The sequence below is a fragment of the Nitrosospira sp. TNL300 genome (genome assembly GCF_055385915.1).
The window spans coordinates 2,964,052-2,991,035 of sequence record NZ_AP041005.1; the positions used below are offsets into that span (position 1 = coordinate 2,964,052).

Sequence of the window (26,984 nt, forward strand, 5' to 3'; positions counted from 1 at the left end):
TACGACCATGAATTCATGCCACTTTACTATTCAAAAATCATTCAACACAGAACCTACCACTGCAGCACCCGTTTGCTGGAAACGGCGCGCCAACTCCATGGTTCGCGATAGAGAGGTATAGTTCTTTCGAAGGACAATCAAGGCAGCAGATGCCTCCGTCGCGATAATTTGTGCTTCCGCGTATTCGCTTGCTGAGGGTGTATCCACGATAACAACATCAAACTCGCAGCCAAGTGATTGCAGCAAATCTGCAAAAACGGGCCGACCAATCAGTTCTTGTGGATTCGGCGGTACTGCGCCCACAGGTAATACAGAAAGACCGGGCAAGGATGGAATTCTGACAATGCTCTCCAAGCCAGCACGACCTGCAAGGTAGCTGGATAAGCCTCCACCTGTATTCACTTTAAAGAACTCCTGCTGGCGGGGTGCCCGAAGATTTGCATCGACAAGCAATGTACTCTTGCCAAGCTGTGAAAAAACGATGGCAAGATTAGCCGCTATGAAGCTTCGACCTTCTCCCCCGCCTGGGCTGACAATGGCAAGCACGTTTCGGTCCGTATCTGGCTCGAACCAGCGTAACATGAGTTGACTGCGCAGCCCCCTCAGGTGCTCGACGGCAGGACTGAAGGGCTTGTAAGCCGCGATTAAATGGGGACTGAGACTGTTATCTCCTGCTGGCAGATAGAGATTATTAAACTGGCGCGAAAGAGCAAAACGCACGTCATCGTCCGTGAGCAGACCGAGGTTTATAGCTGCTTCGCCAAAGTGATTTTGCTGCTGTACCTGCGCTTCCAGTATGCGAGTCACATTCTCTTCGGACAGCCTTCCCGCATTGACGAGAATTGCTCCGATCGAACCGCTATTTCCAATGAGTTGAGCTCGGCCAGCAAAGAACGATTCGCGGGGATTAGAATTCTGATTCCTCTTGAGGGCCGGCAAACTGGCGCTTACGGGATTCATGATGTAACTCCGTTTGAGTATTAACTGGTTTCCGGGTTGGGCAATTTGGGAAGACGACTCGAAAGCTTGTTGCGAGACGGACCGGACATTACCGCAAGCACCGGGATCTCTATGGCTTCCAAAATGTCCTCTACAGAACGCACACGTCGATTCATTAATTCCACTACCAAGGCGGCGCCCACACCTAGCAGCGTCCCAAGAAAAATGGAAATCAGCATATTGAGCAATAACCTGGGTTTTGACGGCTCACTCGGGACTGAAGCAGGGTTCAACGGGGTTATGTTAGTCTGAACGGAAAGGCTTTCCAGACGGGTGAGAGCGCTACGCTGGCTTATGCCTTCGAAATTGCGTTGCGCGGCTTCCACGTCCCCTTTGAGGACACTCATCTGATCACGCTGTTTGTTAAGTTCCAGCACGCGCTCCTTCTGCCTTTCCATCGCTTGGAGCAACTCTTGCTCTTTCCGTTTTCCCACCTCATAAGAGGTACCGATACTGCTATGAATCTTCCGTGTTTCAGCGGATAGCTTGCTTCTGAGGGAGGCGAGTTCAGATTGCGTGCGTTTGGTTTGTGGATGATTTGGCCCCAGATAGGCGCTGCTCTCCTGAAGCTTCGCGTCGAGGCGCGCAATGTCCGACTTCAAGCTGTTTATTAAAGGATTCTGCATCACCTCAGCCAAAGTCTCCGGATCTTCAAAGGCTTTCCGCTTGCTGCTACTGTCCGATGTTTGAGCCTGAATAATAGTGAGCTGCGTTGAAAGTTCATTGAGCTTGGCAACTTCGTAATCCAGGCGTTCGTCGGTAGCAACGAGCCCGCTTTCTTGTTGATACGCAGAAAGTGCCGACTTGGCTTGCTCAAGCTGATCCCTGGCGGCAGCAGTCTGCTCTTTAAACCACTGCGCATACTGCCGCGCGGGCGCGACCTTCAAATCCAGATTGACGTCGATGTAGGCCTGAGCGAAGGCGTTTGAAACAGCCGCAGCAAAATTGGGATCGCTACCAGTAAACTCAATATGTATGACGTTACTTTCCCGGGAGGGCTTGATATCAAGTTTTTTCTTCAGCAAGTTCGCAAGCCAAACGATAAAATCGCCTTTACTTCCGCCCTCCACCCACTGCTCCCTTATCTCAGGACTTTCGTCCATGCGCAGCATCTTCACCACACGCTCTGCTACGCGATCACTGTTGATAACATCAACCTGAGTCGCCATATATGCCGGAGATGTCAAACCTGGCAGCACCATGCCAGCCACAGGATCAGGCGATTTGACGTCGATTACTACGGAGGCACTGGCAGTATATTGCTTCGGCAATAGAACACTGACTATAAGTGTGACAATCACCGTAAACAATAAAACGGAGATGACTATCTTGTAGCGCGCACGAAGGATGAGCAGAAATTGTTGAAGTGTCATGATCGCGGAGGATGCTTAAAAGATGCTTTCTCGCACATAAATTATGTCGTTTGGTTGAACTGCATCCGTCATATTGGGTGAAAGCCGCTCAACGGCCCCATCGGCATTTCTACGATCAAGACGCAGCCACCATTCGCTGCCTCGCGGGGTAGGTCCACCGCCCTGAGCCAGAGCCTGCATTACGGTCATGCCCCGCTCGATACGATATGCGCCAGGCCGTTGCGCCTCGCCGTAAATATAGAAAACAGGAGCCCGGTGAACGTAAATCGTGTCCCCTCCAGCAAGGATGATATCTTCCTCGGATCTCTCTTCCAGATAAAGTGCGGGAATATCGATCATCTTGCGGAAAGGTTGTCCATTGCGGGTTCCGGTGACGATCGCAAAATCATCGCCAAGCGCCGTGGTACCGCCGGCGGCAGCCAGCATGTCACTCACCCTGCTCAGGGTTTCCAGGGGAAAACGTCCCGGCCGGTTGACCTGACCAAGCACGCTCACCTGATTGCCTCGCATCTGCAGGAGAACAATGGTTACCTGTGGCTGCTTTATAAAGCCGCCTTTCTTTAGGGCCGATGCAAGTTTATTTTCGGCGGAAGCAACAGAAAGCCCACCGACCTCGACAGCGCCAACCAGCGGAAACGTGATGGAACCACTTTCGGAAACCCGGGTTTCAGTAGTAAGGTCAGGGTTTTGAAAAACCTGAATGCGCAGGATATCCCCCGGACCCAGCGGATAGTCAGGACTTTCGGCAAAAGCCTTAGCCGAAAACAACATTGATAAAAGGATCAAGGTACGAACCAAAATTTGGAACATATTGTCGAACTTCCTCTTGATAATTGCGTTATCTCAACAAGCCAGCCGCACCCTTTTCAAGGCCGGTATTATCGACTTGCGGCGAACTCGTATCCGTAGCACTGGCGACTGACGGAACGGAATGTTCTCCGCCGGATGCATTTTTATCCGGAGCAGCGAATTCGCCCATGTAGGTGATTTTGGCTTTTGCCTTGAGCGCCTTTATTTCCCCCCTCGCGGCTTCTGCCGCGCGTTGATTTCCAAGAAACTGCTGGATACGCGGCAACGCCGCTGCTTCGGTAACCGGCGCTGTCTGTGCGGCAGCAATCCGCATGAGGGTAATCGATTGCGGACCCTGGATGAGCAGGCCCTGGCCGGGTTTCAGGGGATGTATCTTGGGCAGGAGCTCAAGAGGAATCTGCTCGGCAGAACGTGTTGCGCTGCCGGCGGCAAACTTTATCTCCTTGCCTTTCAGCCACTTTGCAATGTCTTCCATAGGCTTGCCCGAGTCGAGCATTTGCCGCAGTTCGTCCGCGACACCGGCTGATGAAGGAAGCACAATTTCCTGTATGTTATAAATGCGACGTTCCGCGAAAAGCTGAGGATGTTCCGAGTAGTAGGTTTTTGCCTCTTCGATGGTTGGCTTTGGGGTGGCCGCAGTGATCTGCTCGAGATAGGCGCGCGAAGAATCTCTCTACGGGCGTTATCCAGGGCCATAAGAACCTCCGGTGAACGGTCAAGTTTTTTATTGATAGCCTGTTCTACCGCAAGCTCCTGATCGACCAGGCGGTCAAGAACTTCCTGCCGAATTCTGGACGCGTTTTCTGGAGAATTTGCGCTATTGCGCGTGGCTCTGGCCAGAACATAATTGAGTTGATGCACAGAGATTTCGCCGGAATTTACTTTGGCCGCTACCTGACTGGCCGGTTGTTGTGATTCTTTTTTATCGCAAGCCACGAGTCCTAAAGCAAGCAACGGGAGTAATAGTGGCATTATGAATTTCTGACGATCCATTTTCATATGATCAAGTTTGTTGAGCCATTGGCTTTTTGGTTAAAAAATAGGACAAATAATTTAAAAAAACTCGGTGTTTTCAAGTATTTTACACTTCCCGCCAGTACGGATTCCCATCGCTACACGCCCCTGTAACTCAGGGAGTTGACAACCACGTTAGCCGAGGTAGTATTCGGCTGCAATAGTCCATTCGTACTATCGAACTCTCATTGTAAATCACTTCTTGCCAACTCCTCTCAACTTGTCTCGATAGTAATAATAGCGAAACGTGGGATTGCATGATTATCAGAAATTAAGCGTAGCCGAGACACTTCCTGCAGTGCTGTCAAAATCAAAGCCGCGATGATTGGAAGTGCGGTGATCCCTATGAAAAGCGGCACTGAGATAGAGCGTGTTAAGGGGCCGCCAATCCAGAGCAACTAAACCGGAATGCATTTGGTCGCTCCGATTACCTCCAGGAAGGGAAATAACAGCACCATGAAAATCACTGATAACATAATCATAGCGCACCCTCAATGCAGTCTTTTCCGTTATTTGCCAGACAGGGGCAATCGAGAAGCGATTGGTGGCCATGTAACTGCTCGAGAAACGTTCAAAGATAGAATTCTGAAAGGCAAATGGTGCAGTTTGATAATTGGATAATTGCCTGGACCATCCCCCCGTCAACTGCAGTTTGCTGGTCAGCAGCCAATTTATATTGAGATCGCCCACGAAGCCGGCGAAGTCGCGTTGGGAAAAATGAGCATGCTTACGATGGAGGTAGCCGACTCCTCCATCTATGGAGGTCTTGGCCGTGATGGGCCAATGTATGCGGAAATCATGGTGCATTTCATCGAAACGGGTGTCAAAGAGAACGTCGGGAAGAGGCGCCGGTCGATTGATGAACCGCCCAAATCCGCTTCTCACTTTGTAAGTGAGCGTGCCGCCGGAACTTGAGACATAGCGTATTCCCCCCTCCACCGAGGAAACCATATTGTTAAAATTCTGAATGGTCAGGCGGCTGTTCTTCAGGACGCTATGGTCAAGACCGCCAATGAGATGCCAGGCCCTGTTAAGCTCAAGAACTCCATCGAAATGATAGTTGTCAGTGGTGCGCAGATTGCGGTTCGTACCATTCACAAAACCGGTGAGGCTTGCAAAATTGTTAAGCGCTTCACTGTGGCGACTAGTCAATCTGCCATGGATGTAAGGGGTTGCATACCAGTACCAGGCTGCGTTGTAATTTTTTCCGAGAAAATCAAGAAAATCAAAATTCATGTAACGATTATCAACCAGGGTGCCGGTCACCTCGAAGCGTTGCATGGAATATCTTTTATTGAACCCAAGAGTTGCAGACGTGACAATGATCTGATCGGCTCTCCGCGGTTCACCGGTGAATGCAACCGGGTTAGCGAGGGAAGACATACGAAAGACATTGCTGTCGTACGTAAATGTGGTGCCCGCGGTCACGCTGAAGGTCTTGTCGAGAACCTTCCTGGGGGGATGCGGCATCGACTGTTGAGCCATTACCTGTTGCGCATCCATCAAAAAAAAACCTAAAGAAGCAATTACTGCGATCCAACGACGGCGATCAAGGGAAAGATTTAACGGCAATCTTTTTTTCATTTTAGATATCTCTATCTTTCCGATACAAAGGAGGCTGCAAGAGTATCACCTTGATTAGCGGGAGGATAGCGGAAGTGGTATTCGTGTTAACGGGTGCTGAGAGGCTTTGCGGCGCATGGAGGAAAGCATTAATTAATATGCAGCCCGATCTTTCAGTACTACCAGAATAGTCTTGCAGATGATGTGCAGATCGAGCCGCAACGACCAGTTGCGCAAATAATCAAGATCATGATCGATGCGTGCCTGCATCTTGTCCAGGGTTCGCGTCTCTCCGCGGTAGCCGTTGACCTGCGCCCACCCCGTAATTCCCGGCTTTACCTTGTGCCGGATCATGTAGCCTTTTATAAGATTGCGATATATCTCGTTGTGCGCCACTGCATGCGGCCGGGGACCGACAATGCTCATGCGCCCCTGCAATACATTGATGAACTGCGGCAATTCGTCCAGGGAATTCTTCCTCAGGAAAGCCCCAATGCGGGTTATGCGCCTATCATCCCTTTGTGCTTGCCGGATGGTATTCCCATCTTCGCAGACGCTCATCGAGCGAAACTTGTAGACGAGGATTTCCTCGCCGTCCAGCCCATAGCGTCGCTGCTTGAAAATAATGGGGCCTGGCGAATCCAGCCGGATGGCAGCCGCGATGAGCAGTAGAAGGGGCGAGATGAGTAGAAGAATCAGTAGCGAGAGAATAATGTCGCTGGCCCGCTTAATGATCCCATTGGAACCCGCAAATGGGGATTCACAGACGGCGATAACCGGCGTACCACACACCGTCCCGCTGCGCGCCTGGATAAGATCAGTAATAAACATGTCAGGCACGAAATAGATTGAAGCAGTCGTATCCTTCAACTCGTCGAGAACATGCAGAATGCGTGGCTGGGAGGCCATCGGCAACGACAGATAAATGAACTGAATGCGGTGCTCCTTGACAAATTCAGGGAGTTCTCGAAGTCTTCCGAGCAAGGGGTTATGGCGCGCGTGTGGAAGCCGGCTCTCATTCCGATCATCAAAAAAACCGGACAGTTCCATATTGGAATAACGCGTTTCATGGATACGACTGGCGAACGCTGCCCCCTGCTCGTTCATGCCAACGATGATGGCGCGCTGTGGCGGACCCTGGAGCATGAGGAGATAGGGTGCAGCGATACGGAACAGCATATGGGCGCCGATTTGACTTAAGGGCGCAGCCCATAGCCATGTGATGAGCACCTGGCTGGAGAATTGTACGATATAACCAGTGGCAAAACCGAGAAAAAACAGTAGTAAAGCCATCCAGAACCAGGTGTAGAGCACGTCGAAGATAAGGACTTTGACGGATGACCGGAGATGTGACGCACCTGGAAAGGAGATAGAGAATACGATCACCGACAGGATCAAGTAAGGCGGAAGCAACTCGCCTTCAAAGCTGGTACTTATCAGCCATAACGAAAGTGTCAGTATTGCCGGATCAAGCACTGACTCGACCGCGCTCAGCATATTGTTAGCCAGCGGGCCTTTCGCCTGGCGCGCGGTAACAGTTGAAGCGGAAAATGTGGGATTTGCCTCAGCCATGACCAACGCGTTGCTCAATTTTGGAAATGGCTTGCACCCGGTTGTAGACATCGAGTTTCCGGAATATCTGGTGCAGGTGGTTTTTGACAGTGTAAGAACTGATGCGCAGGATACTGCCGATTTCGGCATTTGTTTTGCCCTTTCTTACCCAGGTCATTATTTCGACCTCTCGCTCGCTCAGTCCATGGATATCGAACTCCGGCGCATCTACAAGGAGGGAGGGCCGGCAGGAGTGCTGCGGCAAGGGTGTTACGCGGCGCAAAGCCGTATCAAGGTAGGGCAGCAGGATTTCCATTGCCATCAATGTTGAATCGTCAAGCTTATCCTTCGAACTAAAGACGACATAAAGGCAGTCATGGTGTCCGCGCTCATCACTGATACCATGGAACAGTGACGAGCGCATGGTGCGTAACGCTCTTCCGAAAGAGCAGTGCGCCGCTCCATCCCCCTGAAGAATCTCCGACACGCCTAACTGCGCCTCCCAAACCCTGGATGCACAAGGAATGCGTCCCATCTCAATCCACCGGTTGTAGGATACGCTCAGCAATGGAGAAAGCCGATCCAACTGCAATTGCGCCGTTCTGAGACCAGGTAGCGGGGAAATGACGTCGTATCGGACATTGTTCGAGCCGAAATCGCCCCAAGCCGCAAGCAGGATCTCGTGGGGCAAATAATGCTGCACTTCCCCTTGCAGCCATTTTAATAGATCAAAATGGCGACGAACTGCTGTTCCTTCCTGAATGATGCGAAAGTAACGCTGAAGATGATCATCAGTAAACGAAGGGAAAAAACCCATTTTATTTTGTGAGTAATCGGATTATTGAATGGGTTAAATAACTCAGGCTCTGATACTAGCGGTAAAAAGAATGTGAATTGTGGGCGAACACTGTCGTTACATTATGTAGTCGTTTGTTCTCTCTCTGATACAGCACAAACGCCCCTGGTTTCCCCCTCAGTCTTTCCAGTATTGGATGCTGTGAGTTCTGCTCGACACTGTGCTTCATTTTGGACGTCCGCTTTATCGGGAGTATTCGAAATAATGATTCACTACACATAATGACTTACTACTGTTACCAAAGTATTTCGACCACTACCATCAATATTAAGGATAACAGGTGAAGAGTCTTCCCTGCTAACGACTGCTACCTGCAAAAGAGCAAAAACGAGAACGAGAACGACGAGAACAACAATAGGCTAAGATCAAATATACCGGTAATAAAAATACTGTCTGTTCGCTAATTCACATAACCTCAATAAATATGAATTTGCCGCTCGGGAGGGGGTTTGATAATCGGAACGCCAAGACCGAAACAGGCATGACGAAGGGCATATGCGGGAAATTCCCGGACAGAGGACCGCTGCTACCGGCAAATCCATATGCTTCTCAAGCGTGCAGGCTGGCAACCGGGTAAAAACCGGGCGTACCGGCTAAGGACGCACCCTCTTGCGCTAACGCGTACATAAGCTTGTTATGCAAAATTGCTGACAATAGAAAATAGAAGCAGGCCCGGCAGTTGTCAAGGAATCATGATGTGAATTTACGGGAAGGTAGCATAGGAGTGGATGCTTTCGACTCCCCAAGCAGGAAAAGGGTGAAATCCTGGCTGACAGGTTGTGTACGTCATATTGTGCACAACGAGGGTATATGGCTATGTCGTTTTACTTCACGCTATGCACGGCAAGCTCAAACAGGAGGACCTGCGGTGCGCAAGGTCTCGCAGTGAATGAAATTGATGGGGTAGATGTTTTGGGGTGGCTGATGGGGATCGAACCCACGACAACCGGAATCACAATCCGGGACTCTACCGCTGAGCTACAGCCACCATCCGAGAAAATCGCAATACACAATTCCGAAACCCGCCACAGAGCTACGACGAGAGATAGCTTGTGGCGTGCCCGACAGGAATCGAACCTGTAACCCCCAGCTTAGAAGGCTGGTGCTCTATCCGGTTGAGCTACGGGCACCACTCAAATCGGATTTCGCCTCGAATTAGCATGAATGGTCGGGGTGGAGAGATTTGAACTCCCGACATCCTGGTCCCAAACCAGGCGCGCTACCAGGCTACGCTACACCCCGGAAAGGGCGATAATATACCTTTCCGCCGCAAAAAGGTCAATTTTGCGCCCTCTTGAGGAAGGATCAAATCAGTGTTCGATTGCGTCTGAGTGCTATACGTTATTCCTGAAGGGAGTCATGGAGCAAGGCTCGGCGCAGGAAACAGATCCAGGCGGGAGGGAGTTCAATTCTTCAATTTGTCGCACTCGATCAGTGCATATGCGGAATGATTATGAATGGATTCGAAATTTTCCGCTTCCACCGCGTAAGCGTCTATCCGCTCGTCCCGATTGAGCACTGAGGCGATATCCCGCACTGCATCCTCGACGAACTTGGGATTACCGTAAGCCTTCTCCGTGACATACTTTTCGTCTGAGCGTTTTAGCAACCCATAGAGCTCACAGGATGCCTGGTCTTCCGCGATACGGATCAGATCTTCTATCCATACAAAATGATTTGTCCGGATTGATATGGACATATGGGATCGCTGGTTGTGCGCCCCATAGTCCGATACCTGTTTGGAGCATGGGCAAAGACTCGTTACGGGCACGACCACTTTCAAAGTGAAGCGGTATTCTCCGTTTCTGATTTGCCCGATGAACGTAACATCATAGTCCATCAGACTCTTTATTCCGGAAACCGGCGCGGTTTTGCCGATGAAATACGGAAAGCGCATTTCGATATCGCCGGACTCCGCCTCGAGCTTCTTCACCATCGAAACCAGCAGCTTCTCAAACGTTTCAACAGAGATTTCCGAATCATGCTCATTCAGCATCTCGACAAAGCGAGACATGTGCACGCCTTTGAGGTGATGCGGCAGGTTTACATACATGTTGAACACGGCCACTGTATGCTGAACAACGCGAGCCTTATCCGTTACCCTTACCGGATGGCGGATTGCCCTGATTCCCGCCTTGTCGATGGCAATGCGTCGCGTATCGGTTACACTTTGCACATCTGCAATGAGCGTTTCGTTCATTGTGTACCGTTGCAAGGAAGAACATCGCATATCAAAGGCATGCGATGCAAAAGTGAGCGGTTTACTTCGGGAATCTCGCTCTTACGGAACGTACGATACCTTCCCTATCCAGCCCGCACTCGCTCAACATCTGAGAGGGGTCGCCCTGGTCGAGGAAAGTATCCGGCAGGCCCAGCTGCAATACCGGAACTGCGCGACCTCGCGCAGATAGCGATTCCAGAACCGCGCTGCCGGCGCCGCCCATGACAGTGTTTTCCTCCACCGTAACGAGCAATTCGTGATTGGCTGCCAGCGATGCGATGAGATCATCGTCCAGCGGTTTGACAAAACGCATATTGGCGACTGTCGCATTCAATTCTTCCGCTGCCTCGAGGCAAGGCTGGAGCATGCTGCCGAACGCGAGCAGTGCAATTTTCGCTCCCTCCCGCCGTATTTCACCACGCCCGATCGGCAACATCTGCATCTCTTTCTGCGGCGCCACACCGCTACCTGAACCTCGAGGGTAGCGCACAGCGGCAGGCGTATTCATCTGAAAAGCGGTGTACAGCATCTGGCGGCACTCGTTCTCATCCGCAGGGGCCATTACGGTAATGTTCGGAATACAGCGCAGGTAAGTCAGATCGAAACTACCCGCATGGGTAGGTCCGTCTGCTCCCACCAGCCCGGCACGGTCTATGGCAAACACGACAGGAAGATTCTGAATGGCGACGTCATGAATCAGCTGGTCATATGCGCGTTGGAGAAAGGTCGAATAGATCGCCACCACCGGCTTCAACCCGTCGCACGCGAGGCCGGCTGCAAAGGTGACGGCATGCTGCTCGGCGATGCCCACGTCAAAATAACGATCGGGATACTCGTGAGAAAACCTCACCATACCAGAGCCCTCCCGCATTGCCGGAGTGATCCCTACCAGACGCTGGTCCAAGGCCGCCATATCGCACAACCAGTCCCCGAAAATCTGGGTATAGGACGGCTTGGCTGAAGCTTTGGGAATGATGCCCGCATCGGGATTGAATCTGGTTACGCCGTGATAAAGAATCGGATCATCTTCCGCCGCCTTGTATCCCGCTCCTTTACGGGTGACCACGTGCAGAAACTGGGGACCGCGAAGATGCCTGATGTTATTGAGTGTACTGACAAGAACGTCGAGATCATGGCCATCAATAGGCCCGATATAATTGAAACCGAATTCTTCAAACAGCGTGCTTGGCGTCACCATGCCTTTTACATGCTCCTCGGCACGCTTGGCAAGTTCCAGCACATGTGGAACCACTCCCAGCATTTTCTCGCCGGCGCGGCGCGCGGTCGCATAGAACTGGCCGGACATGAGCCGCGCCAGATAATTATTGAGCGCTCCCACTGGCCGGGAAATCGACATATCGTTGTCGTTCAGAATGACCAGCAGGTTAGTATCCATGGCGCCGGCATTATTCAAAGCCTCGAACGCCATGCCGGCACTCATCGCGCCATCCCCGATCACCGCGACCACGGACCGCTTCTTGCCCTCCCGCTGCGATGCTACTGCCATCCCAAGCGCAGCGCTGATGGAGGTGCTGGAGTGGGCGGTGCCGAAAGCGTCATATTCACTTTCATCCCGGCGCGGAAAGCCGGCGATACCGCCGCGCATGCGCAATTTGCCCATGCCTTCGCGCCGTCCGGTCAGAATTTTATGGACATAGGTCTGGTGGCCCACATCCCAGATGAGGCGATCGTAGGGTGTATTGAAAACGTAGTGCAGTGCGATGGTCAGTTCGACCGTGCCCAGATTGGAGGACAGATGACCGCCGGTTTTGGCTACTGATTCAACCAGGAATTGGCGCAACTCGTCTGCAAGCTGTGGCAGCAACTTGCGTTCCAGTGTCCGCAGCTTGGCAGGATCGGTAATGGTATTGAGCAATGGGTGCATTTAAACCTTGAAAATTACAAAATCCTTTTTCCGGGAAACACGCCGGCCTTCAAAATTCCCGTTGAATGATAAAGTCAGTTACCTGCCTCAATCGTCCCGCGGCTGCCTCAAACATCTCCAGGGATGCATATGCCTCCCGCCGCAACTCCTCCGCGAGCTTGCGGGCCCGTGTGCTCCCCAGAATACTCACATAGGTAGGCTTATTGTTTTCGGCATCCTTGCCAGCGGTCTTGCCGAGGGTGGCAGTGGTTGCCTCGGCGTCGAGAACGTCATCGACAACCTGAAATGCAAGACCGATGCATTTAGCAAAGTGATCGAGAGCTGCTAATTGGGCTTCGCCCAGCCTGCTGCCACAATAGGCACCCAGCATTACCGCGGCTCGAATAAGCGCGCCCGTCTTGTGAATATGCATGAATTCCAGTTCGGGGAGGCTTAATGCCCTGCCGACACTGGCAAGATCGACAGCCTGCCCTCCCGCCATGCCGCGCGAACCCGCCGCTTGCGCCAGACGCCTGATCATTTCGAGTTGTACCTTTGGGGTGTCAGCCAGGGAATACTCGGCCAGCAACTGAAAAGCGAGACTCTGCAAACTGTCACCCGTCAGCAGCGCAATTGCTTCCCCATATTCGATATGACAGGTAGGCTTGCCCCGGCGCAATACATCGTCATCCATGCAGGGCAAATCATCGTGCACGAGTGAATAGGCATGAATGAGTTCCACGGCGACAGCAGCAATCGTTACCCTCTCCTCATTCGCATTGTTCAGCTCGCCGGCCGCAAAAGCGAGCAAAGGCCGTATGCGCTTGCCCCCACCCAGAACGGTGTAGCGCATCGCTTCATGCAAGCGCTCAGGCGCGATGTCTGCGGCGGGAAGCAGGGTCTGCAGGGAATTTTCGATGCGTACCTGGTGGCTTCTCGCCCAATCCTGGAAATCAGCGGTCATCAATACCGGAGGGGGAGAAATTTTTCAGCGTGCTGGTTTCAAGGAGGCGTACCTGTTGCTGCGCATCCTGCAGCTTGGAGTGGCAATATTGTAGCAATTCCGTCCCACGTTTGTGAGCCTCGAGGGATTCTTCAAGCGGCATCTGCCCTGCTTCCATTTCCAGAACGATGCTTTCCAGCTCAGCCAGAGCAGCTTCAAAACCTTCCGGAGGGGAAAATTTGACGGGGTCGGCAGGCTTTGTCATGATAAACACGCTGTCAGAATGGGTGTATTGCGGACAAACGGCAAAAATAACGCAATAAGTGGTGTCAGGTCAATTAAATCCACGAAACTTTCCTATGAAAGAGGTTTCTTAGTCGGATTATAAGCGTTTCAGGGCAAGGACATGAGGACATGCTCATTCTCTTCCTTGTCTTCCCTGCCGTTCCTGGTTTTGATAATCCAGCCATCTTTATTTGAAAGGTGAAAAGTAGCATATGGTCGATCTGATTGATGTTTGCCAATTGGCTCCAACGCAACTGCCGGTTGACTGGTATCTCGACTCTCGAATCCTTGAACTGGAAAAACGCATTCTGTTCGACCAGGGACCGGGCTATGTCGGCCATGAGATCATGGTGCCAAACATTGGCGACTATTATGTGCCTGAATGGATGGATAACGCGAAAATGCTGGTGCGTAATAAGGATGGTATCGAGCTGCTATCCAATGTCTGCCGCCACAGGCAGTCGCTGCTGCTCAAAGGGAGTGGCAACACCAGAAACATCGTTTGTCCCGTGCATCGCTGGACGTATGACTTGAAGGGCACGCTGCTCGGTGCGCCCCATTTCCCCGAAAACCCTTGCCTCAATCTTTCCAATACGCCTTTGCAGAGTTGGAACGGACTCTTGTTTCAAGGCAGGCGGAACGTTGCCCGCGATCTGGGCAACTTGCAAGTCCTGAAGAATTTCGACTTCTCGGGCCACGTGCTGGAACGCCTTCAGATAGATGAATACGCCTGCAACTGGAAAACCTTCATAGAGGTTTATCTGGAGGACTACCACGTCGAGCCATACCATCCAGGTCTGGGCAACTTTGTTGACACGACTGCCCTGGAATGGGAGTTCGGGGAGTGGTACAACGTTCAGACTGTGGGAATCAATAACGCCCTGACCCGCCCGGGGACACCTGTCTATGCAAAATGGCACGAGCAACTGTTGCTGCAGACAGCAGGCGAAATACCAAGGCATGGCGCAATCTGGATGCTGTACTATCCCAACATCATGATGGAATGGTACCCCCATGTATTGGTCATCAGCACAGTGCTTCCTACCGGAGCGGAGCATTGCACCAACGTGGTGGAGTTCTATTATCCTGAAGATATCGCTTTGTTTGAGCGTGAATTCATTGAAGCGGAACAGGCCGCCTATCGTGAAACCGCTGCTGAGGATGATGAAATCTGCAAGCTGATGACAGAAGGGCGCCGTGCGCTGTACAAACAAGGCGTGAGCGAGGCCGGACCGTATCAATCGCCGATGGAAGATGGCATGGTGCACTTCCACAAGTTTCTGCGGCGAGAAATTGAACCGCACATCTGAGCGATAAGTGATATCCTTTTGCTGAGCGTATTTTTCTTCGGGTAGTCCGAAAGTCGAATTTTTTCTTCGGCTACCCGATTTTCCCCTGCCCGCGCAATTTTATATTGTGGGTAACACATGATAACCATTGAGGAAACAGAAAATCTGATCAGTATCGCTGTTTTCGGTGAATTCACATTGGCGGATTACCGCGAATTCGAGGACAAGGTACTTCGCAAGGCTGGCCCCGGCGGCAAGGTGAACGTACTGTTCGATTGGCGGGATATGCTGAGCTACACCATCGATGTCGCTTGGGAGGACATCAAATTCGTACGGGAACACGGCAGCGAATTCAACCGCATCGCGATAATCACTGAAAACCAGTGGCGCGCCTGGGCGGCCTGGGTATCCAATCTATTTGTCAATGCCGATATACGGGTATTTCGGGATTATGTCGAAGCAACGGCATGGCTCGAGGCATGAAGTGACCCGGTACTGAGTGAGTGTAAATCCGCCTTGCGCTTTGGCGTCAGCGGAAGACTCATTCCAGGCGAGGAATTTTTTCAAGGATTCCGTGTGGTGTGTGGTGCGATTCCGGAAGACTGCGCTCGGGCCCTGCAATAATCCGCCTCAAAAATAAAAGAAGAGTTGATCCATCGAGAGATGGATTCCTGTAAAATGTCGCGCGGCTGCGAAAGAGATTAAGATCAGATCTAACGCAAAGCTGAAGGGTCCGGTTCCGGCAAGTGTTGCAAAAAAGACACACATTTCCCTTCCATTCTCCAAAACCTCTTTATATCGTCTGCCAACTCGTACAGAATGGAGCTTATCGCCTATCCTGTAAGTATCGAAAGCAGACTGCGAGCTAGACAGCCTCTTGCACGTGAAAGGAGCGTGATCCAGCAATGCCGAAGTACATGCCCTGTTACGATAATGAGAGCTGAATAGAAGAAGGTTCGTTAATTTCACAGATTAGCGCATTTATTTTTTGTTTTTCGAGCTACTGCCTTTACCGGGAGCCAGGTAGGGTCGATATTTTCAAGCAGCAACTCGAACGACGCAACAGCGGATGACGGCCAAAAAAACGATTGCCCGACTGGAATCCTTTATATTATAAAAAGATGACTAGTACGATTAATTTGGAGGGGAAGACCTTGAGTTCAACAATAGCGAAGTTGAACGCTCCGTTAACACAAGCGTTTAACCCTCAATTATTATCAAGCGAGCAGCCGGCAGCTGCGATCCCCACACCTACGTATAACACTCAAGCTCAGAGATTAGCCGACTTCGACACCTTGATCGCTGCGCTCGAGTATGCCGCGGCCGGTACAGGCGGGTATAACTTTTATGATGCCAAGGGTAATCTCCGCTCCGTTCTTTCCTATCAGACACTAAGGCAAAATGCCCAAGCAGCGGCGCGTCAGTTGCTCGGGCTTGGATTGGCGAGAGGGGACCGTGTTGCGATTATTGCCGACACGACGCCAGAGTTCGTGGAAATCTTTTATGCATGCCGCTACGCAGGACTGGTACCTTATGCAATGCCTGTTCCTGTCAACCTCGGCAGCCATGCGGTTTATGTTCGGCAGCTGCGCGGAATGCTGGAGGCGGGTCAGGCAAGCGCTGCCCTGGCGAACGTTGACTATGTCGATTTTTTGAAAGAAGCAGCCGAGGAGTCGCAATATCTGCGCTGGGTGGGAACGCCGGAGCAACTCGGGGAACTGCCGGCGCTGAACACCGAGCTCGCGGCAAATAGTCCCGATGAAATCGCGTACCTGCAATTTACCTCGGGAAGCACGCGCATGCCGCGTGGAGTGGTAATTACCGAAGGCGCACTGATGAGCAATCTCCAGGGCATTGTCCGTCACGGCCTGAATATTCGGGCAGGAGACCGCTGTGCGTCCTGGCTGCCGTTTTATCATGACATGGGTCTGGTCGGCATGGTAATGGCGCCCATGGTGGCGCAGGTTTCCGTCGATTATCTGGCTACCCGTGATTTTGCAATCAGGCCGTTGCAATGGTTGCGCCTGATCAGCAGAAATCGCGCCACCGTCGCGTTCAGTCAACCCTTCGGGCTCAAGCTCTGCACGCTTCGCGTACGCGATTCCGACCTGGAAGACCTTGACCTCAGCAGTTGGCGTGCAGCGGGAGTCGGCGCGGAAATGATCCGCCCGGACACTTTGAGGAACTTTGCGGAAAAATTTGCACCTGCCGGTTTTGACGCACGCGCATTCCTCCCCTGCTATGGGCTGGCTGAATCGACGCTCGCCGTTACTTTCTCCCAGGTTGGCGAAGGCTTTCAGAGTTTGCGAGTCGATGCGGCAACCCTCGTTGACAAGAAAATGGCAGTACGGTTACAGGTGGAAGGCCGGAAGTACAGTGAATTCGTCAACTGCGGCCGCGCATTGCCGGGGCATACCGTCAAGGTGGTCGACGAGGCCGCCCAGCAACTCCCTGATCTGCGCGTAGGCAGCGTACTCGTGCAGGGCAGCAGTATCATGACAGGTTATTTCAACAATCCGGAAGATACCTGCAAGACACTCAAACCTGGGAACTGGCTGGATACCGGTGACCTGGGATTCCTCTTTGAAGGGGATCTATACATCACCGGGCGTCGCACCGATGTAATCATTGTCAATGGGCGTAATATCCGTGCCCAGGATATCGAGGAGCTTGCCGAACAGCAACCCGAGGTGAGAACGCGTGAAGCGTCTGCCTTCGGGATTACTGACGCCAATGACGTCACGACCATTGTCCTGGTCATCGAATGCCGACTTACCTCGGTCACGGATCGCCAGTCCCTTACCAGCCGCCTGCAACGTCTGGTCTACATGGCGTTTGGCGTGAACTGTCTGGTGGAACTGGTCCCACCGCACACCCTGCCGCGTACTTCCTCCGGAAAACTGTCCCGTTTTGCTGCACGCCAGGGCTTTATCCAGCGAACGCAGATGACAGACCAGTTATCTGCCGAGTCCGGGGACAAATAATCGGCGTATGTTGGAGTCCTGGGTCGCCGTTACCGGCGCCACTGGCTTTATCGGGAATGCGCTGTTGCAGTCCCTGATAAAGGAAGGATGGAAAGTCAGGGCTCTGACAAGACGCAGGCGAGTCGATGACGAGTCCACGCAATGGATAGAAGGCGATTTACATAACCTCAATGCATTGCGAAAGCTCGTAATCGGCGTCTCCGCTGTTGTACATTGCGCCGGTCAGGTTCGGGGAAGCTCTCTCGAGAGCTTTGTCCATACCAATGTGGAAGGTACGAGCAACCTGATGCAGGCTTCTCTGGAACAAAATCCGCCTCCACGTTTCCTGCTGATTTCTTCTCTGGCCGCCCGGCAATCCGAGCTTTCCTGGTATGCCATGAGCAAGCACATGGCTGAACGACTGATAAATGAGCGTTCGGCTGGTATGGCTTGTGCCATTTTTCGTCCAACAGCCGTTTATGGCCCCGGAGATAAGGAAATGAGCCCGCTTTTCAGGATAACGCGCCGGGGTGTCTTGCCAATGGTGGGACAACCTGACATGCGGTTTGGATTACTGCATGTCGCCGACCTGGTAGCAGCCATCACCTGCTGGCTTTCGACTGCGGTGCCTGTGCAAGGCACCTACGAGCTTGATGATGGCAGGCCGGGAGGTTACGATAGCCAGGCGGTAGCCGCTATTGCGCAGGAAGTGTGGAAACGTCCGGTACACTGCATCTTTTTTCCCGCGCCACTGATTTCATTGATCGCAAACGTCAACTTATGGTCTGCCCGATTGCTAAGCTATTCACCCATGCTGACGCCAGGAAAAGTGAGAGAATTGCGACATCCTGACTGGGTTTGTGATATTGATCCCCTGACCCGGGCACTCCCTGACTGGCAACCCTGCATCCAGCTCCGCGAGGCTTTGCCGCAAGCAGTCTAATTTCAATCATCGAATCATTTTGAATCCAGATGTTGAACGATTATAACGACGTTCTGCAAAAACTTTGCCATCACCTCAAACAGCTTGTCGGTCCGAAGGTGGAAATTACACCGCAAACCGATCTTATTAACGAGCTTGCAATCGATTCTGTAAAATTGCTGAACCTGATCATGGAAATCGAGGACGAGTTTGACATTTCCGTACCGATCAACGCCCTTGCGGATGTACAGACCGTTCATGAGCTCGCCAGCTTGATCCACCAGATAAAGTCTCAAAAACAATGAGTTTGCTAGATAAACTGGATGCCGTGGCGGCGGCGAGAAAAGCCCTGTTGCCTGAGGGTGTTGAGGTTTTTGGAACGCCCATAGAAGAAGTTTATTCCTCGACCGAAGCCAGGATCGGAGATCACCGGATATTGTTTCTGGGAACAAACAATTATCTGGGACTTACCTTCGCGCAGGAGTGCCGGGATGCAGCGCAGGAAGCGATTCACAGTGAAGGTACAGGTACAACCGGATCGCGCATGGCCAATGGCAGCTACAGCGGGCACCGGGCACTCGAGCGCGAGTTCGCCGAGTTTTACCAATGCCGGTCCTGCATCGTATTTACCACGGGGTACCAGGCCAACCTTGCCACCATATCAGGCCTGGCGGGGCCCGGTGACATCGTTCTTATTGACGGCGATTCCCACGCAAGCATCTACGATGGCTGCCGTTTGAGCGGCGCCGAGATAATCCGCTTCAGGCATAATGATGCAGTAGACTTGGAGAAGCGTCTCCGCCGTCTGGGAGAACGATCGCGCTCCACGCTTATCATTGCCGAGGGCATCTACAGTATGCTTGGAGACCGCGCGCCGCTGGCGGATATCGTCAAGGTAAAGGATGCATATAACAGCATGCTTCTTCTTGATGAAGCGCATTCACTGGGGGTACTGGGTGAGACCGGGCAAGGCCTGGTAGAAGAAACAGGCCTCCTCGACAGGGTAGACTTCATCACAGGCACCTTCAGTAAAAGCCTGGGCGGGATCGGCGGCTACTGTGTGAGCAATCATCCGCAACTGGATCAGTTGCGCTATGTGAGCCGGCCTTATATTTTCACTGCCTCGCCTACGCCTGCCACCATCGCCTCCACCCGTGCAGCTCTCAGGCTGCTGAGGGAGGGTGTCGAATTACGCCGGCAGCTCTGGAAGAATGTGCACCAGCTCTACTCGCAACTCAAGGAACTGGGTTACCGACTGGGACCGGAGCCAAGCCCTGTTATCGCAACAATACTTGAAACGCCGCAACAGGCGCTGGCACTGTGGAAAGGGCTGCTTGAACACGGCATCTATGTGAATCTGGTTTTGCCACCCGCAACACCGGAGGGTAATTCGTTGGTGCGTTGCAGCGTAAGCGCTGTCCATACCAGCGAGCAGATGAATCATGTCGGCAAAACTTTCGCCAGGTTGCGCGAGACTATTTTCCAGTAAGGATTTTTCGTTTTTCAGGCGCATTCGCATTGAAAGCCGTCTGGAGAGGAGGATTCTCGCCCTTGCTACCCTGCCTTACACCGCCTACTCCAGGTTACGGTAGTCACAGGAGTATGCTGTAAGGTCCGGAGCAGGCCCAATGACGAATAAAAAAAACGGCGCCGGGGTCGTCAAGAAGGGAAAATATGACAATCCCTTAAAACCCGCCGCCGCTCGTTCAGGAGTATCCGCGGAAGTGCACGCTTTTGATTTCGCGGATCGAGAGTTGAATAGCGCTGATTCTGCTCAGACGTTGGTCAGGACATTTTGGCGCTCGTCCGCCGACGCAGCAGAAAGAAGGCTGCTACGCCACCTACACCCAGTATCAGCGCAATCTCTGTCATGCCGATACCACCACCGTGTCCATCATGGCCACCACCTCCGCCCACGTGTACCGGAATGCGTACCGCCGGGGTCATCTTGCCGTCCTTCTCGGTTTCCAGCAGCAACGCGTACTGCCCCAGTTCTTCCAGGTTTACGGTAAATGTAATGCTTCCGGAAGGATAGGGTTTGGCGGGTATCGACATGATTTCATGTCCTCCCTCTCCATGACCTTCCATCACCAGGCGCATGGCGATGGGAATTTCGCGGGATTCAGGATCGGTCAGATCCACCGTGAAATACAGTTCGCCGGTCTCAGGAACATGGTCGCAATAGGCATGAGTAGGCGGAAGCTCGCCCTTGGGCTTCTCATAGGCGCTGAAGGATACAGGAAAGGCGCCCGATTTGATGGCGCAGTCGCCTGAATGGTGGCCTTCATGCGCAAGCATGAGTTGTGCATGGGCGGGAACAGCCACGAGAGCTATCATCATAGCCGATGCCAGCCCGGCAACCCACTCAACAATTTTCTTCATAATATCTCCGGTTTTGTGTCCGCAATTTAATCTGACGCCCCGCGCAAGCGGGAGCAATCGTCGATTGTATAACAAACCTGTCTGGAAAAGGAAACAGAGAATGTTCACTCAACAGGCTGCGGAAGGGCGGCCGAGAGGTATATCTTTTCTGTTTTCTGCTGACCGGAATATGCGGATGGCTTGCGACCAGGACAGTGTCGCTTTCGTCTTTATGGAGTCAGAATTATCAGGAATTCCGGAAAGAAGCTGGCCGATAAGCCGGGTTCTGTCAAGGACAGTCATTCCTCTAGGCGTGCAGTCACCCGCACGCTCAAGCAACCTACCCGCAGGCTCAGCGAGCAGCATCATCGCCTGCCTATTTGGTCTTGCTCCGGATGGAGGTTACCGCGTTTCACCGTAACTTAATACGCTCGTCTCTGTGGCCCTGTTCCTCGCCTTACGGCGGCCGGCCGTTAACCGGCATCCTGCTCTGCGGAGCCCGGACTTTCCTCTCCCTGCCTCGTTATCGAGGACAGGCAGCGACTGCCTGGCCAGCTTCGGCTCAATGATAGCCTAAAGCCCGTGTGCACTGCAAACCTCCGCACTCCCCTGCCACCAATGACCAAGCTCAACAGAAGAATAAAAATGAGTGCAGGCAGTGAATTCGCAAAATGAAATATTCGGGTATGATCTCCCCGTTGCCACCGGTAAAATCATGAGACGAAGCATACTGGTCATATCGGCCCTGATTTTTTGCCTTTCCGCGTGTGCGGCTCTCAGGCCGCAGGAGCCGTTGCGAATTTCCGTTGCCGGGCTTGAGCCGCTTGAAGGAAAAGGCATGGAGGCCCGTTTTGCAGTCAGCCTGAGAATCCAGAACCATGGCGCGGTTCCGCTGGACTATGATGGCGTTGCGCTCGACCTGGACCTGCGTGGAATGAGCTTTGCCAGCGGAGTGAGCGATCAGCAGGGCACGATTCCCCGCTTTGGCGAAACGGTCATCATTGTTCCGGTAACAGTTCCTGCCAGCGCAATCATCCGGCATGTATTCCGCCTGACCACGGGCGATCATGGAAGGACCGACTACGAACTGCGTGGTCAGCTGGGGGCGCCGGGCTTTGCCATCGGGCGCCATTTTGATGCGAAGGGTGAAATCACACTCCCCAACCTGCCGGCGGAGGAGGCCCGGTAAAACACCTCAGCCGGCGCGATGAATGCCGCTGCCGCGTTCAATCGGTTCTATCATTCTGGCCGAATACCGGGTGCGATATTCTTCCACTGCCAGGAGGTGATTTGCCAGATCCTGGCTCTGGCGCAGGTAATCGACGATGCTTTCCAGGTTGACGATGCTCATGACAGGAATTCCATACATGCGGCGCACTTCCTGCACGGCGGAAAGCTCGCCTTTACCCCGCTCCATGCGGTCCAGGGCGATGGCTACCCCCGCGGGAGTGGCGCCTGCGGCATGAATATACTCGACCGATTCCCGCACCGACGTGCCGGCGGAAATCACATCGTCCACAATCAGCACCCGCCCGGCGAGAGGCGCGCCCACGAGATTCCCTCCTTCTCCATGGTCTTTCGCCTCTTTGCGGTTGAAACAGAAAGGGTAGTTGTTGCCCCCGGCAGCCAGGGCAATGGCAATGGAACTTACGAGCGGAATACCCTTGTAGGCGGGACCGAAAAGCATGTCAAACGGAAGCTGGGCAGCAAGAATGGCTTTGGCGTAAAATTGCCCCAGCTTTCCGAGAGATTCCCCATCGTTGAACAGTCCCGTATTAAAAAAGTAGGGTGAAAGACGTCCTGCTTTGGTCTGGAATTCGCCAAAGCACAGGACATTCCGGCTGATGGCGAACTCGATGAACTCCTTTCGGAAATCGGGCATGATAATGGCTTCGGGAAATCGACGTGCGAATTATAACGCTTAACCTCAACGGAATACGCTCCGCTGCCAGCAAGGGTTTTTTCCGCTGGCTGCCTTTGCAGGACGCAGATATCGTCTGTGTACAGGAACTCAAGGCTCAGGTGAGCGATATTACCGGGGAAGTGCTCTCCCCTGATGGCTACCACGGCCACTTCCACTGCGCTGAAAAAAGAGGATACAGTGGAGTAGGCATTTACACACGGCATGAGGCGAACAATGTGACCGAGGGCGTCGGCGTGCCGGAGATCGATGCGGAGGGGCGTTACCTGCACGTCGATTTCGGGCAGCTGAGCGTCATATCGATCTATTTTCCATCCGGTTCTGCGGGTGAACATCGGCAGGCCGTCAAATATTTCTTCATGGAGCAATTTTTTCCCATGCTTGAGAAATTGGCAGCATGCGGCAGCGAGATTATTTTGTGCGGAGACTGGAACATCGCCCACAAGGAAATCGATCTCAGGAACTGGCGTTCCAACCAGAAGAATTCCGGCTTCCTGCCGCAGGAGCGCGCCTGGCTTACCGATGTATTTCAGGAGCTTGGATTCGTAGACGTCTTCCGCCAGATAAATCCGGACCCGGACCAGTATACCTGGTGGTCCAACCGCGGGCAGGCCTGGGCGAAGAACGTCGGCTGGCGCATCGATTATCAGATCGCCACCCCCGGTATCGCAGCCAAGGCCAAGGCGGTTTCGATTTACAAGACCGAGCGTTTTTCTGATCATTCCCCACTTATCATTGACTACGATTACAGCTTATCCGCCTGATCCGGTAATTTGCCGCGAACCGCCGATAATGTCCGGAAATGGCCCGCCAGAATGACTGATCCAGAATAATGCCAGCTACCCTTTCGAGTTGGCTGCACGCTTTTCGCATTTATACCCACCCAAGAGTGCTGGGCATGCTGTCTCTTGGCTTCTCGGCGGGATTGCCCCTGCTCCTGGTGATGGGCACACTTTCCTTCTGGCTGCGGGAAGCGGGAATCGACCGTTCCACCATAGGCCACCTGAGCTGGATCGGGCTGGCTTACGGCTTCAAATGGATGTGGTCTCCACTGGTGGATCGCCTGCCTCTGCCATTATTGACACGATGGCTGGGCCGGCGCCGCTCATGGCTTTTACTGTCACAAATCGTTATCGCGCTTGCCCTCATCGGCATCGCGCTTACCGATCCACTCCAGAATCTCTCGCATACAGTCTTTTTTGCCCTGGCGGCGGCCTTCGCTTCCGCAACCCAGGACATTGCCCTGGATGCATACCGGATCGAGGCGGTCGCGCCCAGGCTCCAGGGCGCGATGGCCGCCACCTATCAGGCGGGATATCGTCTGGCGATGATTCTGGCTTCCGCAGGCGCGCTGTGGATAGCCGCCGCCGCAGGCTCATCAGCAGATATCTACGACTACGCGACCTGGCGCATCGCTTACCTGAGCATGGCTGCCTGCATGTCGGTAGGGATCATCACTACGCTCATCATCCGCGAGCCGGAGGTTCCTCTCACCCGCCTGATTTCAGAAAATGAGGATCGCGCGAGGGCCGCCATTGCCCATTGGCCAATCAGCACGACGCTCAAGCAGATGCTGGCGTGGCTGTATGGAGCCGTAATCGCCCCTTTCCGCGACTTCATTGTCCGTTATGGTGGACAAGCCTTGCTGATTCTCGCCCTGATCGCGGTCTACCGCATTTCCGACGTAGTAATGGGTGTCATGAGCAATCCTTTCTACGTCGACATGGGTTATACGAAAGATGAAGTGGCAACGGTTTCCAAGGTCTATGGAGTCCTCATGACGATCGCAGGCGCAGCGCTGGGGGGCGTCCTGACAGCCAAAATCGGCATCATGCGCACGCTGTTTCTGGGAGCGGTTTTGTCCGCGGCAACCAACCTGCTGTTTGTCTGGCTGGCAGGACGCGGGCATGACTTGACGGGCCTGATCTTCACCGTATCGGCGGACAATCTCTCGGCCGGAATAGCGTCCTCCGCTTTTATCGCTTATCTTTCCGGTCTGACCAATTCCGCCTATTCCGCTACTCAATATGCGCTATTCAGTTCAGTAATGCTGTTGTTGCCGAAATTTATCGCCGGATTCAGCGGAGACTTCGTGGATGCGTACGGTTATGCCAGCTTCTTTACCGGCACGACGCTGCTCGGCCTCCCGGTGCTGGTTCTGGTCTGGCTGGCTGGCCGTGCAAGATTGGAACGCGCAGAACCCCAGAAGATTGAGGCTTTTCCGGGGAAACAGCTTTCGCAAAAATAACTATTTCTGCTGCTCAAACCGGTAAAAGGCTAGCATTCCCAGCAAGTTGGGCATGAACGTGATCTGGTAATTTCCACTCATTACTCTGCGTTCGAGAATACGTGCCCCGTGCTGGCCGCAGAATTCCTCGAAATCGCCCAGAGTGCAGTTATGAATATTGGGAGTATCGAACCATTGGTAAGGCAGGGCTTCGGAAACCGGCATATGGCCGGAAAGCACCTGCAAACGGTTTTTCCAGTAACCGAAATTGGGAAATGACACGATACCTTCCTTGCTTACACGAAGCATTTCCTTGATGATGTTCTCGGTATTTTTTACAGCCTGCAGGGTTTGCGAGAGCACCACGTAATCAAACGATCCCGATTCAAAACTCTGCAAACCGGACTCCAGGTCACTCTGGATCACATTCACACCATTATTGAAACAGGCCAGGACGTTGACATCATCAATTTCCACCCCGTAGCCACGCGACCCACGGGAATCCCGCAAAAAACGTATAAGCGAACCGTCGCCGCAACCCAGATCGAGCACCTTGGACCCCGGTTTGACCCATGCTGCAATCAGGGCAAAATCGGGCCGGGCAACCTTAAACGATGAATTCATGCCAGGGGATTTCGTCATACGACAATGTTATCCATGTAAGCCCGCACCAGCCTGTGATAATGGCGATCCTCCATGAGGAACGAGTCGTGGCCGTGGCTGGACGTAATTTCGGCATAACTGACGTTCAGTTCGTTGTCCAGCAGCGCCCTTACGATGGCGCGCGAACGCTCCGGGGAAAAACGCCAGTCGGTAGTAAACGACAGTACCAGGAAATTCGCCCTGGCGAATCGGAATGCGGCGCTCAGGTCGTTGTTGTGCGGGAAGGCAGGGTCAAAATAGTCCAATGCCTTCGTCATCAACAGATAGGTATTCGCATCGAACTGGCTGGCGAATTTATCTCCCTGATAACGAAGATACGATTCAATTTCGAACTCCACCTCGTAGCCGAAGGCAAGTGCCCCGTTCCGCAGTTCCCGGCCGAATTTGGCGGCCATCGAGTCGTCCGAAAGGTAGGTGATATGTCCCAGCATGCGCGCCAGGCGTAATCCTCTCCGCGGAATGACGCCATGTGAATAATAGTCGCCGCCGTGAAAATCAGGGTCGGTAATGATAGCCTGGCGGGCCACGTCGTTGAATGCGATGTTCTGCGCAGTCAACTTGGCAGCCGCGGCGATGACCAGCGCGTGGCGCACCCTCTCGGGAAAATCAAGTGTCCACTGCAAAGCCTGCATTCCGCCAAGACTGCCGCCAGCCACAGCGGCAAACTGGTCGATGCCCAGATGATCGGCAAGGCGGACCTGTGTCTGTATCCAGTCCTCCACTGTCACAACCGGAAAATTCGGACCGTAACACTTTCCGGCCCTGGCATCGATACTCGCCGGACCGGTGGATCCATGACAACCGCCCAGGTTGTTTACCCCGATTACGAAAAATTTCTGGGTATCGATCGATTTGCCCGGCCCGATCATATTGTTCCACCAGCCGGCACTCTTGGGGTTATCGTCGTAAAGACCTGCGAGATGATGGTTCCCGGATAGAGCGTGACATACCAGTACGGCATTCGACCGCGCCGCGTTGAGCTCCCCGTATGTTTCGTACACCAGCTCGTAGCTGTCGAGCATCGCACCGCTCTTCAAATGCAAAGGCGTGTCAAAACGCGCCACCTGCGGAGTAACAGTACTGAATGAATTCGAATCTTGCATGAGCATGAAAAAGGTCAGGAGGCTGATGTCACGATTTGTTCCTTCCCGAGTCCGGT

23 protein-coding genes, 3 tRNA genes, 1 other RNA gene and 1 pseudogene are annotated in these 26,984 nt (G+C 53.0%); 9 read left to right on the forward strand and 19 right to left on the reverse strand.

Annotation, left to right across the window (positions count from 1 at the left end):
• Positions 1–30: 30 nt before the first annotated feature.
• The 14 genes and pseudogenes from epsG to ACZ5BW_RS13635 all read right to left on the reverse strand — a co-directional run bounded on the left by epsG (position 31) and on the right by ACZ5BW_RS13635 (position 13,459).
• Positions 31–960 (reverse strand): chain length determinant protein tyrosine kinase EpsG, encoded by a 930-nt coding sequence (gene epsG, locus ACZ5BW_RS13570; protein WP_464540839.1) that lies wholly within the window; start codon positions 958–960, stop codon positions 31–33.
• Between the two features lie 20 nt (positions 961–980).
• The gene (gene epsF / locus ACZ5BW_RS13575; protein WP_464540841.1) at positions 981–2,372 is read right to left on the reverse strand and encodes a chain length determinant protein EpsF; all 1,392 of its coding nucleotides are present in this window, start codon (positions 2,370–2,372) and stop codon (positions 981–983) included.
• 15 nt (positions 2,373–2,387) lie between these two features.
• On the reverse strand, positions 2,388–3,182 hold the full coding sequence (epsE, locus tag ACZ5BW_RS13580; protein WP_464540843.1) for a polysaccharide export protein EpsE: 795 nt from the start codon (positions 3,180–3,182) through the stop codon (positions 2,388–2,390).
• Positions 3,183–3,210: 28 nt separating this feature from the next.
• Positions 3,211–4,181 (reverse strand): annotated as a pseudogene (locus ACZ5BW_RS13585) (EpsD family peptidyl-prolyl cis-trans isomerase).
• A 279-nt stretch (positions 4,182–4,460) separates the two neighbouring features.
• Entirely contained in the window at positions 4,461–5,699 is a 1,239-nt protein-coding gene (gene epsL, locus ACZ5BW_RS13590; protein ID WP_464540847.1) for an XrtB/PEP-CTERM-associated polysaccharide biosynthesis outer membrane protein EpsL, read from the reverse strand.
• A gap of 213 nt (positions 5,700–5,912) precedes the next feature.
• Positions 5,913–7,382, reverse strand: coding sequence for an undecaprenyl-phosphate glucose phosphotransferase (locus ACZ5BW_RS13595; protein WP_464540850.1), 1,470 nt, complete (start codon positions 7,380–7,382; stop codon positions 5,913–5,915).
• Complete coding sequence (epsA, locus tag ACZ5BW_RS13600; protein ID WP_464540853.1) at positions 7,324–8,127, reverse strand: XrtB/PEP-CTERM-associated transcriptional regulator EpsA; 804 nt, start codon at positions 8,125–8,127, stop codon at positions 7,324–7,326. Before epsA ends, ACZ5BW_RS13595 begins: the two co-directional genes overlap by 59 nt.
• Positions 8,128–9,079: 952 nt before the next feature.
• Positions 9,080–9,154: transfer RNA gene (locus ACZ5BW_RS13605), tRNA-His, on the reverse strand.
• Positions 9,155–9,219: 65 nt separating this feature from the next.
• Positions 9,220–9,296: transfer RNA gene (locus ACZ5BW_RS13610), tRNA-Arg, on the reverse strand.
• Between the two features lie 35 nt (positions 9,297–9,331).
• A tRNA-Pro gene (locus ACZ5BW_RS13615) sits at positions 9,332–9,408 on the reverse strand.
• A gap of 163 nt (positions 9,409–9,571) precedes the next feature.
• Complete coding sequence (gene folE2 / locus ACZ5BW_RS13620) at positions 9,572–10,366, reverse strand: GTP cyclohydrolase FolE2 (protein WP_464540855.1); 795 nt, start codon at positions 10,364–10,366, stop codon at positions 9,572–9,574.
• A 61-nt stretch (positions 10,367–10,427) separates the two neighbouring features.
• A complete protein-coding gene (dxs, locus tag ACZ5BW_RS13625; protein WP_464540858.1) occupies positions 10,428–12,272 on the reverse strand; it encodes a 1-deoxy-D-xylulose-5-phosphate synthase in 1,845 nt (614 codons plus the stop codon).
• Between the two features lie 49 nt (positions 12,273–12,321).
• Complete coding sequence (locus tag ACZ5BW_RS13630) at positions 12,322–13,215, reverse strand: polyprenyl synthetase family protein (RefSeq protein ID WP_464540860.1); 894 nt, start codon at positions 13,213–13,215, stop codon at positions 12,322–12,324.
• Positions 13,205–13,459 carry an exodeoxyribonuclease VII small subunit gene (locus ACZ5BW_RS13635; RefSeq protein WP_464540862.1) on the reverse strand — a complete coding sequence of 85 codons (255 nt, stop codon included), beginning with the start codon at positions 13,457–13,459 and terminating at the stop codon, positions 13,205–13,207. Before ACZ5BW_RS13635 ends, ACZ5BW_RS13630 begins: the two co-directional genes overlap by 11 nt.
• A 232-nt stretch (positions 13,460–13,691) precedes the next feature.
• Between ACZ5BW_RS13635 and ACZ5BW_RS13640 the strand changes: the two genes are divergently transcribed.
• From ACZ5BW_RS13640 to spt, 6 genes are all read left to right on the forward strand, one after another.
• Positions 13,692–14,789, forward strand: a complete 1,098-nt coding sequence (locus ACZ5BW_RS13640) for an aromatic ring-hydroxylating oxygenase subunit alpha (protein ID WP_464540864.1) — start codon at positions 13,692–13,694, stop codon at positions 14,787–14,789.
• A gap of 117 nt (positions 14,790–14,906) precedes the next feature.
• Entirely contained in the window at positions 14,907–15,251 is a 345-nt protein-coding gene (locus tag ACZ5BW_RS13645) for a SpoIIAA family protein (RefSeq protein ID WP_464540866.1), read from the forward strand.
• Between the two features lie 671 nt (positions 15,252–15,922).
• The gene (locus ACZ5BW_RS13650) at positions 15,923–17,752 is read left to right on the forward strand and encodes a fatty acyl-AMP ligase (RefSeq protein ID WP_464540870.1); all 1,830 of its coding nucleotides are present in this window, start codon (positions 15,923–15,925) and stop codon (positions 17,750–17,752) included.
• Between the two features lie 7 nt (positions 17,753–17,759).
• The gene (locus ACZ5BW_RS13655) at positions 17,760–18,674 is read left to right on the forward strand and encodes an NAD-dependent epimerase/dehydratase family protein (RefSeq protein WP_464540872.1); all 915 of its coding nucleotides are present in this window, start codon (positions 17,760–17,762) and stop codon (positions 18,672–18,674) included.
• A 29-nt stretch (positions 18,675–18,703) separates the two neighbouring features.
• Entirely contained in the window at positions 18,704–18,958 is a 255-nt protein-coding gene (locus tag ACZ5BW_RS13660) for an acyl carrier protein (protein ID WP_464540874.1), read from the forward strand.
• The gene (gene spt, locus ACZ5BW_RS13665; protein ID WP_464540876.1) at positions 18,955–20,142 is read left to right on the forward strand and encodes a serine palmitoyltransferase; all 1,188 of its coding nucleotides are present in this window, start codon (positions 18,955–18,957) and stop codon (positions 20,140–20,142) included. Before ACZ5BW_RS13660 ends, spt begins: the two co-directional genes overlap by 4 nt.
• 296 nt (positions 20,143–20,438) lie before the next feature.
• On the opposite strand, the gene ACZ5BW_RS13670 is transcribed toward spt, so the two are convergent.
• Both ACZ5BW_RS13670 and rnpB read right to left on the reverse strand, forming a co-directional pair.
• Positions 20,439–21,035 carry a hypothetical protein gene (locus tag ACZ5BW_RS13670; protein WP_464540879.1) on the reverse strand — a complete coding sequence of 199 codons (597 nt, stop codon included), beginning with the start codon at positions 21,033–21,035 and terminating at the stop codon, positions 20,439–20,441.
• 238 nt (positions 21,036–21,273) lie between these two features.
• Positions 21,274–21,573: RNase P RNA component class A (gene rnpB / locus ACZ5BW_RS13675), an RNA gene on the reverse strand.
• Between the two features lie 99 nt (positions 21,574–21,672).
• Here rnpB and ACZ5BW_RS13680 point away from each other — a divergent pair.
• Complete coding sequence (locus ACZ5BW_RS13680; RefSeq protein ID WP_464540882.1) at positions 21,673–22,203, forward strand: LEA/WHy family protein; 531 nt, start codon at positions 21,673–21,675, stop codon at positions 22,201–22,203.
• Between the two features lie 6 nt (positions 22,204–22,209).
• Here the strand turns inward: ACZ5BW_RS13680 and pyrE are convergent, their stop codons facing one another.
• Complete coding sequence (gene pyrE, locus ACZ5BW_RS13685; protein WP_464540885.1) at positions 22,210–22,896, reverse strand: orotate phosphoribosyltransferase; 687 nt, start codon at positions 22,894–22,896, stop codon at positions 22,210–22,212.
• A gap of 23 nt (positions 22,897–22,919) precedes the next feature.
• Between pyrE and ACZ5BW_RS13690 the strand changes: the two genes are divergently transcribed.
• Both ACZ5BW_RS13690 and ACZ5BW_RS13695 read left to right on the forward strand, forming a co-directional pair.
• Positions 22,920–23,699 carry an exodeoxyribonuclease III gene (locus tag ACZ5BW_RS13690; RefSeq protein ID WP_464540888.1) on the forward strand — a complete coding sequence of 260 codons (780 nt, stop codon included), beginning with the start codon at positions 22,920–22,922 and terminating at the stop codon, positions 23,697–23,699.
• Positions 23,700–23,767: 68 nt separating this feature from the next.
• Positions 23,768–25,183 carry an AmpG family muropeptide MFS transporter gene (locus ACZ5BW_RS13695; protein WP_464540890.1) on the forward strand — a complete coding sequence of 472 codons (1,416 nt, stop codon included), beginning with the start codon at positions 23,768–23,770 and terminating at the stop codon, positions 25,181–25,183.
• Here the strand turns inward: ACZ5BW_RS13695 and metW are convergent, their stop codons facing one another.
• A complete protein-coding gene (gene metW, locus ACZ5BW_RS13700) occupies positions 25,184–25,786 on the reverse strand; it encodes a methionine biosynthesis protein MetW (protein ID WP_371265862.1) in 603 nt (200 codons plus the stop codon). It abuts the gene before it with no gap.
• Positions 25,787–25,800: 14 nt separating this feature from the next.
• Positions 25,801–26,934, reverse strand: coding sequence for a homoserine O-succinyltransferase MetX (gene metX, locus ACZ5BW_RS13705; protein ID WP_464540893.1), 1,134 nt, complete (start codon positions 26,932–26,934; stop codon positions 25,801–25,803).
• Between the last annotated feature and the right edge of the window lie 50 nt (positions 26,935–26,984).